This window comes from Pedobacter sp. 01T416_2 (genome assembly GCF_056398925.1).
This window is the reverse complement of sequence record NZ_JBFTQI010000033.1, coordinates 1-16,231: the sequence shown is the minus strand read 5'-3', so window position 1 is coordinate 16,231 and position 16,231 is coordinate 1. Positions and strand designations below refer to the sequence as shown.

17 protein-coding genes are annotated in these 16,231 nt (G+C 37.1%); 3 read left to right on the top strand and 14 right to left on the bottom strand.

Features of this window, described 5'->3' with window-relative positions:
• From AC1DPQ_RS02960 to rsmI, 7 genes are all read right to left on the bottom strand, one after another.
• Positions 1 to 427: hypothetical protein (locus tag AC1DPQ_RS02960; RefSeq protein ID WP_477607867.1), on the bottom strand; the 427-nt coding region annotated here is incomplete at its 3' end.
• A gap of 136 nt (positions 428 to 563) precedes the next feature.
• Positions 564 to 980 (bottom strand): OsmC family protein, encoded by a 417-nt coding sequence (locus tag AC1DPQ_RS02955; RefSeq protein WP_086548955.1) that lies wholly within the window; start codon positions 978 to 980, stop codon positions 564 to 566.
• Between the two features lie 189 nt (positions 981 to 1,169).
• Positions 1,170 to 1,919: a M57 family metalloprotease gene (locus AC1DPQ_RS02950; RefSeq protein ID WP_477580217.1), complete on the bottom strand. Its 750-nt coding sequence runs from the start codon at positions 1,917 to 1,919 to the stop codon at positions 1,170 to 1,172.
• A gap of 142 nt (positions 1,920 to 2,061) precedes the next feature.
• On the bottom strand, positions 2,062 to 2,568 hold the full coding sequence (gene lspA / locus AC1DPQ_RS02945) for a signal peptidase II (protein ID WP_477607865.1): 507 nt from the start codon (positions 2,566 to 2,568) through the stop codon (positions 2,062 to 2,064).
• 32 nt (positions 2,569 to 2,600) lie between these two features.
• On the bottom strand, positions 2,601 to 4,217 hold the full coding sequence (gene lnt, locus AC1DPQ_RS02940; RefSeq protein ID WP_477585677.1) for an apolipoprotein N-acyltransferase: 1,617 nt from the start codon (positions 4,215 to 4,217) through the stop codon (positions 2,601 to 2,603).
• 102 nt (positions 4,218 to 4,319) lie between these two features.
• Positions 4,320 to 4,973 carry a PH domain-containing protein gene (locus AC1DPQ_RS02935; RefSeq protein ID WP_477607863.1) on the bottom strand — a complete coding sequence of 218 codons (654 nt, stop codon included), beginning with the start codon at positions 4,971 to 4,973 and terminating at the stop codon, positions 4,320 to 4,322.
• A gap of 38 nt (positions 4,974 to 5,011) precedes the next feature.
• Complete coding sequence (gene rsmI, locus AC1DPQ_RS02930) at positions 5,012 to 5,725, bottom strand: 16S rRNA (cytidine(1402)-2'-O)-methyltransferase (protein ID WP_029277358.1); 714 nt, start codon at positions 5,723 to 5,725, stop codon at positions 5,012 to 5,014.
• 98 nt (positions 5,726 to 5,823) lie between these two features.
• Between rsmI and serS the strand changes: the two genes are divergently transcribed.
• Positions 5,824 to 7,095 (top strand): serine--tRNA ligase, encoded by a 1,272-nt coding sequence (gene serS, locus AC1DPQ_RS02925; protein WP_477607861.1) that lies wholly within the window; start codon positions 5,824 to 5,826, stop codon positions 7,093 to 7,095.
• Positions 7,096 to 7,287: 192 nt separating this feature from the next.
• Here the strand turns inward: serS and AC1DPQ_RS02920 are convergent, their stop codons facing one another.
• The 5 genes from AC1DPQ_RS02920 to fabV form a co-directional block, all read right to left on the bottom strand.
• Entirely contained in the window at positions 7,288 to 7,602 is a 315-nt protein-coding gene (locus tag AC1DPQ_RS02920) for a seryl-tRNA synthetase (RefSeq protein ID WP_029277363.1), read from the bottom strand.
• A 97-nt stretch (positions 7,603 to 7,699) separates the two neighbouring features.
• Positions 7,700 to 8,386 carry an SIMPL domain-containing protein gene (locus AC1DPQ_RS02915; protein ID WP_477607859.1) on the bottom strand — a complete coding sequence of 229 codons (687 nt, stop codon included), beginning with the start codon at positions 8,384 to 8,386 and terminating at the stop codon, positions 7,700 to 7,702.
• 586 nt (positions 8,387 to 8,972) lie between these two features.
• Complete coding sequence (locus AC1DPQ_RS02910) at positions 8,973 to 9,425, bottom strand: cold-shock protein (protein WP_029277369.1); 453 nt, start codon at positions 9,423 to 9,425, stop codon at positions 8,973 to 8,975.
• Between the two features lie 437 nt (positions 9,426 to 9,862).
• The gene (locus AC1DPQ_RS02905; protein WP_477583011.1) at positions 9,863 to 10,300 is read right to left on the bottom strand and encodes a GNAT family N-acetyltransferase; all 438 of its coding nucleotides are present in this window, start codon (positions 10,298 to 10,300) and stop codon (positions 9,863 to 9,865) included.
• A gap of 190 nt (positions 10,301 to 10,490) precedes the next feature.
• Entirely contained in the window at positions 10,491 to 11,684 is a 1,194-nt protein-coding gene (gene fabV, locus AC1DPQ_RS02900) for an enoyl-ACP reductase FabV (protein WP_477583009.1), read from the bottom strand.
• A 439-nt stretch (positions 11,685 to 12,123) separates the two neighbouring features.
• Between fabV and AC1DPQ_RS02895 the strand changes: the two genes are divergently transcribed.
• Together AC1DPQ_RS02895 and AC1DPQ_RS02890 are read left to right on the top strand one after the other, a co-directional pair.
• Positions 12,124 to 12,831, top strand: a complete 708-nt coding sequence (locus AC1DPQ_RS02895) for a DUF2490 domain-containing protein (RefSeq protein ID WP_477583007.1) — start codon at positions 12,124 to 12,126, stop codon at positions 12,829 to 12,831.
• Between the two features lie 85 nt (positions 12,832 to 12,916).
• Positions 12,917 to 13,807: a hypothetical protein gene (locus AC1DPQ_RS02890; RefSeq protein ID WP_477583005.1), complete on the top strand. Its 891-nt coding sequence runs from the start codon at positions 12,917 to 12,919 to the stop codon at positions 13,805 to 13,807.
• 183 nt (positions 13,808 to 13,990) lie between these two features.
• Here the strand turns inward: AC1DPQ_RS02890 and AC1DPQ_RS02885 are convergent, their stop codons facing one another.
• Both AC1DPQ_RS02885 and AC1DPQ_RS02880 read right to left on the bottom strand, forming a co-directional pair.
• The gene (locus tag AC1DPQ_RS02885) at positions 13,991 to 15,583 is read right to left on the bottom strand and encodes a rhomboid family intramembrane serine protease (protein ID WP_477607857.1); all 1,593 of its coding nucleotides are present in this window, start codon (positions 15,581 to 15,583) and stop codon (positions 13,991 to 13,993) included.
• Between the two features lie 88 nt (positions 15,584 to 15,671).
• Positions 15,672 to 16,231: hypothetical protein (locus tag AC1DPQ_RS02880; protein ID WP_477607855.1), on the bottom strand; the 560-nt coding region annotated here is incomplete at its 5' end.

Genomic DNA, 16,231 nt, shown 5'->3' with positions numbered 1-16,231 from the left:
CCGCAACATCATCGTCAAAACTGGCGATATGAAATAGGTTTGCCTGATTTTCCATTTTCGCAGCAGCAATTTTTCTTACTTCTGCATCATCATCAAAACTGGCAATGTGAAATAAATTAGCTTGATTGGTCAACCTGACAACTGCAATTTTTCTTACCGCTACATCATCGTCAAAACTGGCAATATGAAATAAATTAGCTTCATCTTTAAGCGAATTGATCGCTAATTTTTTGACTTTATTGATTTTGGTCTCATTAGCGATTGTAACCAGATCTTCTTCAGAAACTGGTTTACTAAAATCTATATCATTAATTTTAGTATTTCCGTTTTTATCACTTGTATCGGAGATTCTTTCAGTTTTGCTACTGAAGTTGATACAGCTGCTTAAGAATAAAGCAGTGCTTAAGAATAGGAGAGATTTTTTCATGTTAACTTAGCTTGTAAGGCTAAGTTATACAATTAATTTAATATTGCAGTAACCCAAAAATAAGTAGTTATGCTGAGGTACGAAGTGAACCATTTTTTACACTCATGATGCTTCGTGCCTCAGCATGATAAATAGGCTACGCTAAAGTAGCATCAACGGTAATCGTTGTGTTTAATAATTTAGAGATCGGGCAGTTTTTTTCTGCATCTGCTACCAATTCATCAAATTTTTCCTGTGTTAAATTAGGCACAGAAGCGGTTAAAGTTAAATGCGATTCAACAATTTCACCTTTTGATGGATCAAGGTTAATTTCACACTTGGTTTCCAATTTATCTGCTGTAAATCCTGCTTCAGTTAGGTTAGCAGATAATTTCATGGTAAAACAGCCTGCGTGTGCAGCAGCAATTAATTCTTCTGGATTTGTGCCAACACCTTCAGCAAAGCGAGAGTTAAAAGAATATTGAGTATTATTTAAAGTGGTACTTTGTGTAGTGATGTTACCATTACCTTCTTTAATAGAACCTTGCCATACGGCTGTTGCATTTCTTTTCATGATTGGATTTTATTTTTAGATTGTTTAACACCTAAAGATAAAAATATGTTTGTTTAAAGGTGGCAATTCTTTGTTAAGAAATTCCTGGATTAAAATCATTTGCAAATATTGTTTCAAAAAAAGAAGCTGCTTCAGAGAAACAGCTTCCATTGCATTACGATCTTTTTAGGTTATTTATCTGATTTTTAATTATAAAGGGTACAATACTGCGGTAGCCTGTTTATCCTTTGCTGATAAAACAGTTGCGCCGCTTCCACATTGTCCTCCGTTCATTAAAGATAATGCATCGGTTCCCCCAACCCCTGGAACATTAATGGTTGTAGATTGGTTGGTGTGTTTAAATGAAATGGTATGCCCAAATTCATGTGTTATGGTTCTTTGTCGCTGTGCAAAAGAATTGTTTTGGATCAGGTTCTGGTTAATCCAAACTGTATTGCCAGCTTTACCGTTAGAGGTTGATAAATAAGCTTGTCCACAGGTAGAACTTCCAATGGTATTGTCTACCTTAATTAGAATATCATAGATAGTACCTGTTGTAATTACAAATTTGATTTTAGAATTAGGCACCGTATTCCATTGGTTGATTGCAGAATTGATTTCGCTGATCATCCCGTTTATAGAAGGATCGATTTTAACACGGATATTACTGCTATTGGTTACAATATTTCCATTGTAATATTGCTCTGTTATCGGTTTTCCATTATCGGCAGAAACTTCCATGTTTTTGCTAAATACGATATCTCCGTCTACAACATAATTACCACCACTTTCTACAATCTGTGCATCTGTAAATCCAAGATTTTTGATGTAAGCAAGAACTTTTTGGTTTTGAACAGTTTCGTTTTCCTGATCTGTTGGTATCTCATTTTTCTTCGAGCATGAGATTACCATTACTGAGAGCAATGCAATCAGCATAGTTTTTGTTAATAGGTGTTTCATAGTTTAGGTTTTTGGTTTAGATCGTAATATGCTGCAATTGAGTATTACATGAATAAATATAACACAAAAAATACAAACATGTATTTTTAATGTATATTTTTTTTGTATTCTTAATTAGTATTACTAAATCTTACCTACTATCCTAATTCACCTCGTGTTTTAATCTATTACTTCTAATCGACTGGAAAAGCAATATACCTACACCAATCATGATCGAAATATCTGCAAAATTGAAAACACCTGTTTGGAAGAGGTAAAAATCCATATGCATAAAATCGGTAACCGATCCGTGTACAATCCGATCATATAGGTTGCCGATCCCCCCGCCAATCAGAAAACACAAAGCAATTTGCATACTCATTGGTAAATTGCGTTTGGCAAAGAGGAAATATAAGCCGTAGCCCAAAAATAGTAATGGCAAGCCTGTTAAAATAATGAGTCTGAAAATATAGGGCATGTTATCGCCAAGACTTAAAAATGCACCACTGTTTTCTACTTTGGTTAAAGTAAAACGGTCTTTTATAATGCTGATATGTTCGTAATCGCTAATCTCGTTACGCACAATTTTTTTAGAAATCTGATCGCAGCCAAAATTTAATGTGAGCAGTAATAATAAAACAGACCACCTAAGGCTTTTAAACTGTTGCATGTTTTTATAATTAGAAATTTACTAATGGGATTTTATTTCTTTACCCATTTTCTATAAGGAATAATCAAGGCTAAGACAACGGCTAAAGCACTCAATATTTTTGCAATAATATCACCGCTTTTCACATAAAAGGTAATCTCGTCGTTTAGGTTGATGTTGGCCTTTATTGCTGTCCTTGTCCACCATTCAGTGCTTTGTGTAATATCGCCACGTTGATTAATGAAACAGGAGATTCCAGTATTTGCAGAACGTGCAACATCACGATGGGTTTCAATTGCTCTCAGTTTGGCGTACATTTCGTGTTGATCTTTGCCGGAAGTATTTCCCCACCAGGCATCGTTGGTTATCACTGCAATAAATTGAGCACCATCTTTAACCGATTGGCCAATCCAATCGCCCCAAAGACTTTCGTAGCAGATTACCGGTGCAACTCCGATTCCACTTTGTGCATAAAGCACATCAGGTTTTTCTTGCCAGCCCCATCCACCAACAGCTCCGCCAAGTTGTGCGAAAACCCCATCTAAAAAGGAAAATACTTTCGGGAACGGCATTTTTTCTACCCCAGGTACCAGCTTGGATTTATGGTAAAAGCGAACATCGGCAGAATTTTCAATCTGCATGGCCGTATTGAAATGATCAACATAAAGGTTTGCCTGCTGGTCGTACTGTGCAGAAAGTGTTTTTTTGTCGGGATAGATTTTAATGCTTTCTATTCCGGTGATCAGTGTGCCGTTTTTATATTTACTGATGAAGTTTTGTAGGGTACTAAAGGTTGTCGTTTCGCGGATCCGATCTTCGTTGTCGTAACTTGGTATAGCCGTTTCCGGCCAGATAAAATATTCGGTGTTGGTTTGCCCGATCGAATCGGATAAATGTGTTAAGATTTTAACCTGCTCCAAAGGTGGGATATTCTCCAGCTTTTGATAAGGATCTATATTGGGCTGAACCACCACTACATTGCTTGGCGTTCCTTTTTGTTCTGCTGTAAAGTATTTGGCTAATGAAATGCTGATGGGAATAATTACCACCAAAGCCCAGATTCCTGCGGTTCTAAACCTTAAATAACCTGTTTGTGATTTAAATTTCTTGTAAGCTTCAAAAGCCAGGATATTGCTCACTAAAATCCACAGTGAACCTCCGTAAACACCAGTATAATCATACCATTGCGCCAGCTGATGCATTCCTGCTAAACCATTACCTAAAGTCATCCAAGGGAAAGCTAAATCCCAGGTTTGCTGCAAATATTCTAAAGCGATATAAAAGGCAATTAACCCAAGGTACGCGATCTTTTTATTTACATATTTGCCCAATCGATAGTATAACCAAAAAGCAAAAGTCATTAAAAGCGCACCTAATCCATAAGGAATTAAAGAAACGGGGAGGGCTACTGCCGGACCATTATACGCACTTATCGCATTGTACACCCAATAAATTGATGCTGTATTCCAAACTAGAAAAGTTAAACCTGCAGTCAAGAAAATTCTTTTTCCCTGCTTTTTTTCAGCATTGCCTGAAATGGAATTGAGCGCAATGAACAAAGGCACCAGGCCGATCAACAACAAAGGTGTGGTAAAAGGCATTGGTGGCCAGGCTAGCCAAAGCAAAAATGCACTTAAGAGGGCGAGGAGGTAAGTTTTTTTCTTGTTCATTTTAAGTGCTGGCGCAATATTGTCATCCTGAGCCTGTCGAAGGACTAATTAATTATTTGGCATTTCGACAGGCTCAACGTGACAATTCGAGGGGATTTAGTTTTACAAACTATCTAAAATATTTGCTTTTTTAGCTTCGTATTCTTCCTGGGTAATCAGGTGTTTATCGTACAAAGTTTTAAGCTTGCGTAATTTTAATGTGGTTTCATCTTCTGGCTCTTCTACAACTTCAGCGATCTGAATAACGGGTTGTACTGGCTCAGGAGTTGGTTCGTAAGCAGGGATTTCGGCAAGAGGCTGAGCATTTAGATTGATGGGAGAGGCAGTTGCACGGTTTTCTTCCAGTTTTTGCTGACGGAGCATTTCCTTATACTCATCCAATTGCTGGTTCGCAGCCTGATGTAATTTACGCGCCTGTACTTTTGGAATAAATTCGGTTACGATGTTTTCGCCATGTTGTGGTACACAGATAAATTTAGAACCAAAAAACTCTTCCTTAAACGAAACCTCTTTAATGCTTTTCCATGAAATATCTTTAAAGTTCATGGTTAAGCCTAAATTACCTGGCTCGCAATAAAAAATACGCTTGTTCGAAATTGCAATACTATCTGGTAACAAGTTTACCGCTGGTTTTTTCTGTACAGCTAAATATAAAAGTTCTTCGCCCGTAGTTAAAAGGTCGTTTAATTTTCCAATAACTTTTTCAACCGCTTTTGGGTCTTGTTCGTCACTCAGAAATCTATCTATGCTAATCATAATATTTTTAAATTGTTGTGTTGGTTCCGTTTTTGATGCTATTCTTCTGCATCTTCATATTTGTTTTTGCTTTTAATATTGGGTTTCCCCGCTATGCAAATTACAAATTCTCCTTTTAAAGTATTGTTTTCAAAATGTGATTTTATTTCCACTAAAGTTCCACGAACAGTTTCTTCGAACATCTTGGTGAGTTCTCTACTTACCGAAGCTTGCCTATCGGCACCCAAATACTGTGCAAATTCCTCTAAAGTTTTTAATAAACGGTGTGGGCTTTCATAAAGTATAATGGTGCGGTCTTCTTCTGCCAATTTTTTGAACTTTGTTTGTCTGCCTTTTTTAACCGGCAAAAAACCTTCAAAACAAAATGCATCTGCAGGTAGGCCTGAGTTAACCAAAGCGGGCACAAAAGCTGTTGCGCCAGGTAAACACTCTACTGCAATGTCATTTTTAATGGCCTCGCGAACCAGGAAAAAACCCGGATCGGAAATGGCAGGCGTTCCGGCATCTGATATTAAGGCAATTTTCTGCCCTTCATTTAAAAACTTAATAATTTCTGAAGTGGCCTTATGTTCATTATGCTGGTGGTGAGAAAAGACCCTTTTATCGATGCCAAAGTGTTTAAGCATCGGGGCACTCGTGCGGGTATCTTCCGCCAGGATTAAATCACATTCTTTTAATATACGGATTGCCCTAAAGGTCATATCCTCCAAATTGCCTATGGGCGTTGGTACGAGAAATAGTTTGCCATCCATATTTCAGTTTGCAGTTTACAGTTAACGGTTTACAGTTTTTTCCAAACTCCTTACCCCAAACTCCAAACTCTTGCTATCTTTGCTTAAAAAATTAAATAATGCTGCAAGTTAACTATATCCGCGAAAATAGAGAGAAAGTTTTAGAACGTTTAAGTATCCGTAATTTTAAACAACCAGAACTGGTAGATGAAATCATTAAAATTGATGAAGACCGCCGTTCTACACAAGTCTCACTAGATAACGAACTTGCATTTGTAAATTCTACTTCAAAACAAGTTGGTGAATTATTTAGACAAGGTAAAAGTGAGGAAGCAGCAGCATTATCAGCTGTAGCAACTGAAAAAAAAGAAAATATTAAGGCGCTAACTGAAAAGTTAAATGAGCTGGAAGCTGCCCAGCATAATTTAATTGTTCAGTTGCCAAATTTACYATACCATTTGGTAAAACAAGGATCTACGGCAGAAGAAAACGAGGTTGTTCTAACACATGGAGCGCCGGCTCTGCTACCAAGTAAAGCTTTGCCACACTGGGAATTGGCTGCGAAATATGATATTATCGATTTCGAGTTGGGTGTGAAAATTACGGGTGCTGGTTTTCCGGTTTATAAGGGAAAAGGTGCAAAGTTACAACGTGCTTTGATTAATTTCTTTTTAGATCATGCTACTGAAGCCGGTTATAAAGAAATGCAGGTACCTCATTTGGTTAATGCGGCCTCGGGTTTTGGTACGGGACAGTTGCCGGATAAAGAAGGACAGATGTATCATTCAACTGTTGATGATTTATATTTAATTCCAACAGCCGAAGTTCCGGTAACCAATTTATACCGTGATGTAATTGTTAAGGAAGAAGATCTTCCAATTAAAAATACCGCTTATACGCCTTGTTTCCGTAGAGAAGCGGGCTCATATGGTGCACATGTACGTGGTTTAAACCGTTTACATCAGTTTGATAAGGTTGAAGTAGTTCAGATTACACATCCTGATAAATCTTACGAAACCTTAGAAGATATGAGCCAATATGTTCAGTCTTTATTAAAGGAGCTGGGATTACATTACCGCGTATTGCGTTTATGCGGTGGCGATATGGGCTTTACTTCTGCCATGACTTATGATATGGAGGTTTGGAGTGCCGCCCAGGAGCGCTGGTTAGAAGTTTCTTCTGTATCAAATTTCGAAACTTATCAAAGTAACCGTTTAAAATTACGCTTTAAAGGAAAAGAAGGAAAGGCACAACTGGCTCACTCATTAAACGGAAGCGCATTGGCTTTACCACGTATTGTGGCATCTATTTTAGAAAACTACCAAACCGAAAACGGAATTAAAATTCCGGAGGCTTTAGTGAAATATACCGGTTTTGATATTATTGATTAGTCAGGGAAACTAATGAAGTTTCAATGGGCTTGTGCGCAGTGAACTTCGTTAGTTTTGCTTAGGCCGCCGCGGAGACTTGCGAAGTTCTCTTTCGCGCAAGACTGAGTAAACTTCACAAGACGAGCATAAAAAAAGCTTTGCAGTAATGCAAAGCTTTTTGTTTTTATATAGATAGATGTAATGCTGTATTGATTATAAAATCAAGATCAACAATAAAATGATGATAATGATTGCACCAACTGAAAGATAAACACCTCCAGAAACTGCGCGGGCCTGACCTTTTAATTCTCTTAACTCGCTACGTAAAGCTTTACGTTCTGCTCTTGTTAAGTTCGATTTATCCATGTCTCTGATCTCTTCAACACGGGTTTTAATTCTTTCCAGTTTCACTGCTTGTTCTGCAGTTAATTCTGTTGGGTTTTTCGCAGGTTTATCAGCTGCCTGAGCTGAATTAAAACTAATGCCTAGAGAGAAAACCAAGGCTAACGTGTAGATGAATTTTTTCATAATATCTAATTTTTTAGTGTTCGACCTCTACGTAACAAAAAACCTACCAAAATGTTCTGGTAGGTTTTAAAAAGCATTGATTTAACGGTTAAAAGTCTTATTTGATCTCGAAAATGGCGTTTACTGTGAAATTCAGCTTAATTTTTTTAAAATCAATTTCAGGAGCGCCAGCGGCATCAGCCATTTCAGCTTTCATCGCGTAATTTCTATAAACAGGTTGTATTACATTGTCTCCACCATCTTGTATCTCAATTACACCACCTAATTTATCGCCTAAAGCCTCAACCATATAAGCTGCTTTCTCTTTTGCTGCCAATAAAGCTTTAATTTTAAGCTCTTTTTTTAAGGTTTCAATTTTAGAATAATCGTAGCTTTCAATATTCGTATTGGCGATTCCTTTGGCATCTATCGACTCTAATATTGCATTAAACTTGTTCAGATCGCTAACTTTTAAGCGGTATTGTTTGCTGGCTAAGAAATCAGGGTTTTTCTTTTTTTCTGTAGCATAGTTCCAGCTGCTTAAATTGCTGATGGTTAAATTTTCTTTTGCAATGCCTGCTTTTTGTACTGCTGCAAATAATTGTTTCTCTAACTCGGTAATGTCTACTTTTTTCTTTCCGTTTAAGTATTCTTTAAGTGAAATACCGATATAAATAATATCTGGTGTTACTTCTGTTTCTGCGGTTCCGCTAACGTTAATTTTTCTACGTAAATCTACTTGTTGAGCCATCGCTGATGATAATCCTAAAAATGCAACCAGTGCAAGTGCTATTAACTTTTTCATATATATTTTTCTTTGTGTGTACTGTAATGATGTAAACCGTGCACAAATTCCACACCGAGATTATCATTTTTTTATTTTTTTTTGGAAATGAGCGTCAGTATTTCAGGGCAAAACCTGTCCCGCTATACACTTTAGCCCCGAAGAAAAATTGGGGGCTGCCGTTGTTATCGGGTTTATTAACAAAAGATTATGCTACTATCGAAAAAATCTATCAAGGGTAAGCAATTGCGACTACAGTAATTTTTAAGCTGAAAAATATTGTTCTTTTTATCATGTAAATATTCATCCGTGTATCTTATCCATTAAAAAAAGCTACTGTTCTAGCCACCTAAACCCGACAAAGCGGATAGCCCGGAATGAAGCGCAGCGAAATGAGGAAAATAGCGATGGCGGGACCGAATTGGCCAATGCACATTGAAACCTGATTTTCTAAAATAAATAGAAAGAGAGTAAAATTATGCGCAAGGTTTTATGCTTAAATAGACGGAATTATAAATGGTTATAAAACCTAGCGCAGCAGAGTTTTCTGCAGAATTTTAATCATGTTTTGCAATTAGGAATTGCAAAAAGAATTGAATTGTGGTTGTTAAACCTTTGATACTTTAACAGCAGTTGGTCCTTTTTGACCCATTTCTACTTCGAACGTAACTTTATCACCTTCTTTAATCTGGGTGATTAAACCGTTTGCGTGAACAAAAATACTGTCTTGTGTTTCAGTGTTTTTAATAAAACCGTAACCTTTACTGTCGTTAAAGAAAGTAACTGTTCCTTTTTTAACAGGATTTTCATCGATGATGTCCTCTTGTCTTGAAATACCGATCTGAATATCTTCTGTATTAATTACTTTCTTTTTCTTCGGATCTGGTGGAGTAGAAGAGATGTTTCCGTTTTCATCAACATAAGCCATCATATCTTCAAGCGCTAAACCTTTTTTTGCATTAGCCTGGCGCTCTTCTTTTTTCTCTTGTTTGTCTTTTTGTTTTTTTAATCGTTTTTTTTCGTTCTCTTTTTTACTGTATGTTGCCTGAGATTTAGCCATATTTTATTTAATTGTTTTGTTTTGAAAGGTGAGTGGAATGGAGAATTATACAAAGATAACAATACTAAAGCATAAACACGATTTTATTCGGTTATGCTCTTGTCATTTGGGAATGTATAGTATAAAGGAATTTGCCACGGAAGCACAGATTTACACGGAATTAAGATCTATTCCTTAGCGTTGTGTATCTTTTGAGGCAATTGTCTTTTCTTTTTACCACAGATGAAGTGGATGAACACGGATAAGGAGGACATAGTATCTGTGTTGATCTGTGAAAATCAGTGGTTAAAACCTGCTATTAATTAGCTGCTTATGCATTGCAGTTGCAAATCTCGGTCATCTTCGTTACAAACGAGGACGATTGAATGTTTATACCTTTTCCGTGGTTTCAGTGTTTCCGTGGCAGACTCTTTCTGTAAAAATTAGTGGTTAAAGCTTTAAGATGGTTTATTCACCCACTTATCTTTATCGATCTGATAAACAAAATTCCATTTTAAGGGCTCACCATAATAGGCTACTTCTAATTCGGCGATTTTAAGGGCTCCTAATTTTTCTGTCGCTTTTTGTGAACGGAAATTAGTAGCACCAATATGTAAGATTACTTTATCTACAAATTGAAAAGCATAATCAAACATTAAAGTTTTTAAAGCCTTATTATGCCCCTTTCCCCAAAACTCGCGGGCAATAAAAGTATAGCCAACGGCGACAGAATGTTCTGTTTCATCCAATTCGTAGTATCTGGAACTGCCCACAACTTTATTGGTTTCTTTTTCATAAACGATAAAAGCACCCATCGATTCTATTGCGCCTTTAAAGAAATTTTCGAAAACCTCTCTTTTATAGCGGTCTTTATTAGGGTGCTGTTCCCAGATCAAAGGCTACTGCAAAAAGGGCTTCAAAATCCTCTTCTTTTAGGGGAACAACTTTAATTAAATCGTTTGCTAATGTAGGGTGTAAATCGAAATTCATGTAGGTTGGGTATAAAAACGGCTGGCTATAGGGCCAGCCGTTTATAATTTATTGTTTGAGACCCTGAAACAAGTTCAGGGTGACGAATCTAAGTAGTTAGTTTACCAAACCTTCAATTTCTACTACTTCCTGGGCATCTTTTTGATAATCAACTTTATCAATTTCGAAACCGAATAAGCTTAAGAAATCAGATCTGTAACCTGGTAAATCACCTATTGCAGGTAAAGTTTCGGTTGTTGCTTCTTTCCAAAGTTCTGCAACTTTAGCCTGGATATCTTCACGCATTTCCCAATCGTCGATTCTGATTCTTCCTTTTTCATCAACAGGGATAGGATTTCCGGTATATAAGCGATCAGCATATAAACGTTGGATCTGCTCAATTGTACCCTCGTGGATGCCTTCAGCTTTCATTACTTTATACAACAATGAAATATATAAGGGGATCACCGGAATAGCAGAGCTTGCCTGCGTTACCAATGCTTTATTAACTGATACATAAGCTTTTCCATCAATATCTTTTAATTTATCACTAATTTTAAAAGCAGTAGCTTCTAAATCATCTTTAGCCCTTCCAATAGTTCCTTTGCGGTATACAGGCTCAGTTAAAGCTGGGCCGATATACGAATAAGCTACTGTTGTTGCACCATTGGCAAGTAGGTTTTCTGCTTTTAAGGCATCAATCCACATGGCCCAATCTTCCCCACCCATTACAGCAACGGTATTGGCAATATCTTCTTCGGTAGCGGGCTCGATAGAAATTTCGGTCACATTACCAGTGTGGAAATCGACGGTTTTATTAGTATAAGTTCCACCGATAGGCTTTAAGGTAGAGCGGTGAAGCACTTCTGTATCCGGATGTTTCCTAACTGGCGATGCCAGGCTATAAATGACTAAATCAACCTGACCCAGATCAGCCTTGATCAGTTCAATTGTTTTTTCTTTAATTTCTTTAGAAAATGCATCGCCATTAATGCTTTTTGCATATAAACCGGCAGCATGGGCTTCTTTTTCAAAAGCTGCACTATTGTACCAGCCTGGTGATGCAGTTTTGCCTTCAGAAGGTGCTTTTTCGAAAAATACGCCAATTGTAGAAGCGTCAGAACCATAAGCAGCAGCAATACGCGAAGCTAAACCGAAACCGGTTGATGCGCCAATTACCAATACTTTTTTAGGACCATCTATAGCTCCTTTAGATTTTACATATTCAATTTGATTCTTTACGTTTTGTGCGCAACCATCAGGGTGTGCGGTTAAACAAATAAAGCCCCTCATTCTAGGTTCGATAATCATTTTTGTTCTATTTTACGTTTTGTAATGTTAAAATAAGCGCAATTTTTAAGGGTATTGAAAATACCGTAATGCCCAAATCTTTAACGAAGATAAATTTTTAATCGCTTAACGTTAAATGAAATTTTAATAATGAGCGTATTTAACTGCAAAGCGCGCAAAGTGTTTCGCAAAGAAACGCAAAGGTGGTTATGTTTTTTACCATAGAGGACATTGAGCTATACACAGAGAAACACAGTGTTTTTTGATTTTAACCACAAGGGCGCTAAGCATACAAAGCTAGAGCCACAGTTTTGGTAAATTGTATAATGGGCTTCAAACTCTGGATTTGAACTTTAGACCTCCGACGCCTGACTTTCTAACTAATTAACAACTCTTTTTTCACTTTACTGTTTTTCTTTTAATTTAGCGGCACACAGATAAAACCGGTTTATCTCTTCTTATGAAAAAAATAGTATTGTCTGCCGTGGTGCTCATCATCATGGCTTCTGGAAAGCTTTATGCACAAACCCAACATCAAAATTCAGGTTGGTTTATGTTTTTAAATAACACCAAATTTAATGATAAATGGGGGCTTCAATTCGATGTTCAACTGCGTTCGGCTGATGATTGGGGATATTTGAGAAATACCCTCGTGCGCCCGGCGTTACAATATTTCATTAATAACCAGCACAATGTGGCCCTGGGCTATTTATGGCAAACTACACAATCGCAATCGATAGTAGCTGGTAATTCATTTTTACATGAGAACCGTATTTTTGAACAATATATTTTTAGCCATAAGCTAAAATCGATCTTTGCCAGCCATAGGCTAAGGCTTGAGCAACGCTTTATTGGCCGCCCGGATGGAGATGTTTTTTCACAACGTTTCCGTTATTTCGTGAGGTTGATCCAGCCTCTGCAAAAAACTCAACCAACGTTTACAAAAGGGCCATTTGTGGCTTTGCAGAACGAAGTATTTTTGAATATTCAGAATAAGGATAAAATTAACAATAGTGTTTTCGACCAGAACAGGTTATATCTCGCTGCAGGTTATCGTTTTTCGAAGCAGTTTGATCTGGAAGCTGGGTATATGAACCAAATTACAAATGGCATTTCGAACAATACGGTTAATAATATTATTCAGTTGGCCGTTTACACCAGGTTTTAATGTTTTAAAGTCATTTTTTGTACAGCAACTCTTACAAAATGTTAAAGCTGTTGTAATTGACTGGTCTTTTTGCTCAATTTGCCGCGTGAAAAAAATTACCATTCTATTTTTAGCACTCTTGTTTGGCAAGCGAATGCAAGCACAAGAGATTAAAGCCTCTTCAAGCAGTAATACACCTACTTCTAAAAGTTTATTCAACCCTGAGCATAAAAGGAATTTTTCCCGTAAAGGTGATTTCTTTTTTCACTGGGGATACAACAGCTCGTGGTATGGGAAAAGTGATATCAGGTTTCAAGGCCCGAACTACGATTTTACTTTAAAAGATGTAATTGCACATGATAGACAATCTAAATTGAGCTGGGCTTATTTAAACCCTGGACTTATCACCGTACCGCAATACAATATCCGTGCGGGTTATTTTATCAAAGATAACTACAGTATCTCAATCGGTTGGGACCACATGAAATATGTAATGGACATCCCACAAACAGTAGCGATTACTGGTCACATCGGGCCAAATATTTCTCCAACCAATACACCTACAGGTAATTTGGCAGGTGATTATAACGGACAAAGCATTAATGTTAAAGAGAGCATGTTAACCTACGAGCATACTGATGGTTTTAATTACGCAAATATCGAAATTGAGCGTTATGATGATATTTGGGTGGCTCCGGGCGGCAATACTTCCTTAACCTTAGAAACCGGTTTAGGTGGTGGCATGATGGTTCCGCGTTCAGATGTACGTTTGTTCGGACAGGGCAGAAATAACCACTTCAGTATTTCGGGTTACGGTGTTTCTGCAAAAGTTGGACTTAAGTTTTATGTTTGGAAAAACGTTTACCTACAAAATACCACAAAGTTCGGCGCTACCAATTTAACCAATGTGCATACCACTGGCTGGGATGAGTACGATAAGGCCAGTCAGAAGATTAACTACATTGAAAATATGTGGCTGATCGGGGTTCAGTTTTAAAAGATATGGAAGGAGGCTTAAGCCTCTTTTTTTGTTTTATACGAAATTATTTCTTCTTCCTTTCTTTAATTAACCCTGTAATTTCTAGAATCCATTTAAAAGGAATATCTGCAATGACGTTGTGGATTAAATGTTAGATGGATGAATGGAGATTCGTTGGCTAACATGACCAGCATGTGCAAGTTATAAACTTGTTTCGACAGTCATTTCTTTCTTATATACCCGCTTTTTTGTTGCAGGTTTTTCGAGTGTAAACCGAAATATCAAACCTAAAATAAAACCACTAATAAGTCCTCCGATGTGGGCAGCATTATCAATATTACCAGTCAAACCATAGAGCAGGTTATATCCAATAAAAATCAAGGTTCCGATTAAAAAGGACTTGGTGAAGTTTTCGTCGTAAAATTTTGAAACCAGTAAGGCAAGGAATATCCCCGATAAACCGAAAATTGCCCCAGAGGCGCCAACACTAACTATTGATGGGTTCCACCATATGCTTACTAAACTGGCCGTTATTCCGATGAATAAGTAAGAAAGCAGAAATCTGATTTTGCCCAAGCGCATTTCGAGTGTAAGACCAAAAAAAATAAGGCCAATCATATTTGTAGTTATATGGATGATGCCTCCATGTAAGAAGGTATTGGTGGTTAATCTCCACCATTGTCCGTTTTTTACAAATGGGCCAAAATCTGCACCCCAGGTTAACAGGTCGGTMGCGGCAAAATTCATGAAACCGAGACCACTAAACATCATTGTTAAAAAGAGTGCAATGTTTATGAAAACTAGAATAGGCGTTATATAAAAGCCATTTTTTGGTTTTAAGAAACGTAGGAATTCAATTAAGTCATCATTTTTTATGGGTGTCCCGCTTTCAAATTTTTTGAGGGCAGGGYGATCAATTTTGGGTATCAGCACCATGATCAGCCAAATAACTGATGAAATACCAAAAGATATAAAGATCCAGTCTGATTCATTACCCAATCGATCTTCAAAAGGTTCTTTTTGGGCAATGAGTATTGGTGCAGTACTCCGGTCATATTTAATACAATGCAATATTGCATCTTTGTAACCATCTTTATCGCTATTGTTTCCAATTTGCTCCAGATATCTGAACTCGTCGAAGTTATTGTGCGCCACATCATATTGACTGATGGATAGTAATGTTTCGTAGTTTTCTTGTTTTTCTTTTGGCGTGAGCCTGTTGCTGATGTTTTTAGAATATTTGACGCCCAGGAATGCCTTACACCGGTCGCTTTCTGCATCTGTATCGATAATCGGGAGGACAACGAAAACATAAATGCCGAAATTCTCATTGTTTCTTCCACCAACTTCAACAAAGGTATTTACGCCGATATTAATTTTGTCGACACTAAATTTTTTCAGCGTATAATACTTCGATGGCTTGTGCTGATCGATTTCATTTATGCTAAATAATTGGGTGAGTTTTCCTGTAGCTTTTGGAAGGTAATTTTGTGCGATTATGTTTGGAATAGATAAGGCAATTAAAATGATTATGAAATAAAAATCAGGTAGCTTGTCCCTATTCGACTTTAGATTTAAAATACGGATTCTTCGTCTAAAAAAGAGCAAAGTTACAAGCAACGATACTACAGCTGGTCCTGCAAATTGAATTATAGTATCATTGAGAGAGAAAAGTTCTAGTTTGATTACGAGTAGCCAATGTAGAAAAGTATAGCCTACACATATTGATATAGAAATTAGCAGGAATGGGATAAACAGTATGTTTAGTTTTTTTATAGTTAAATCGCGTTGCATTTCTATAAAATCGAGGCCGTTAGTTTGCTCAATAATAAGATAAATCTTTCAATTTAAATAACTGTTTATTGCTGATACTAAAATTTATCTAAGCTGTTCGCTTTTTGATTATTGTTAAGTAGCTTTTAGCAGCATCTTCTGCTTTTTGGTTATACTTAATGTCTTTATCAAACAGATCAATTCTCAGGTTTTTATAAAGCACTATCGCATTTTCTAACGCAGTAATTAAAGATGTTTTATTGTATTCGGCAACAGTACCTTTAAGTAAGCTAAAATCTTCGGCAGGAAGCTGCGATTCTACTTTACGCACACCTCGTGGTAGGTTGTTGTTTTTGATGTGCAGTAGAGGGCCAAACACGATCATTCTTAAAAAGCCGAAGAAATCTAGCGCTTCCAGATACTCACCTCTGCCGATTTTTAAGAGGGCATAATGCATCCAGGTCCAAAAGCGGTCTTCAATCCATTGGTAATCTGGTGAAGGGAATTTAGCTTCAGTTTGATCAAGAACTTGCTGTAATTGATTGTCTCTGTCGATTAATAGCATAGGGTTTTCTACTCTTGAAGCAAATTCATCAAGGGTTAAAAACTTAATGTCAACATGTAACAATGGCTTGTCGTAAAGGCAGATCAATACGCGGGGTTCGCCAA

Coding starts and splice junctions, on each gene's coding strand:
- AC1DPQ_RS02955 (WP_086548955.1), bottom strand. CDS start 980: ATGAAAAGAAATGCAACAGCCGTATGGCAAGGTTCTATTAAAGAAGGT.
- AC1DPQ_RS02950 (WP_477580217.1), bottom strand. CDS start 1,919: ATGAAACACCTATTAACAAAAACTATGCTGATTGCATTGCTCTCAGTA.
- lspA (WP_477607865.1), bottom strand. CDS start 2,568: ATGCAACAGTTTAAAAGCCTTAGGTGGTCTGTTTTATTATTACTGCTC.
- lnt (WP_477585677.1), bottom strand. CDS start 4,217: ATGAACAAGAAAAAAACTTACCTCCTCGCCCTCTTAAGTGCATTTTTG.
- AC1DPQ_RS02935 (WP_477607863.1), bottom strand. CDS start 4,973: ATGATTAGCATAGATAGATTTCTGAGTGACGAACAAGACCCAAAAGCG.
- rsmI (WP_029277358.1), bottom strand. CDS start 5,725: ATGGATGGCAAACTATTTCTCGTACCAACGCCCATAGGCAATTTGGAG.
- AC1DPQ_RS02920 (WP_029277363.1), bottom strand. CDS start 7,602: ATGAAAAAATTCATCTACACGTTAGCCTTGGTTTTCTCTCTAGGCATT.
- AC1DPQ_RS02915 (WP_477607859.1), bottom strand. CDS start 8,386: ATGAAAAAGTTAATAGCACTTGCACTGGTTGCATTTTTAGGATTATCA.
- AC1DPQ_RS02910 (WP_029277369.1), bottom strand. CDS start 9,425: ATGGCTAAATCTCAGGCAACATACAGTAAAAAAGAGAACGAAAAAAAA.
- fabV (WP_477583009.1), bottom strand. CDS start 11,684: ATGATTATCGAACCTAGAATGAGGGGCTTTATTTGTTTAACCGCACAC.
- AC1DPQ_RS02895 (WP_477583007.1), top strand. CDS start 12,124: ATGAAAAAAATAGTATTGTCTGCCGTGGTGCTCATCATCATGGCTTCT.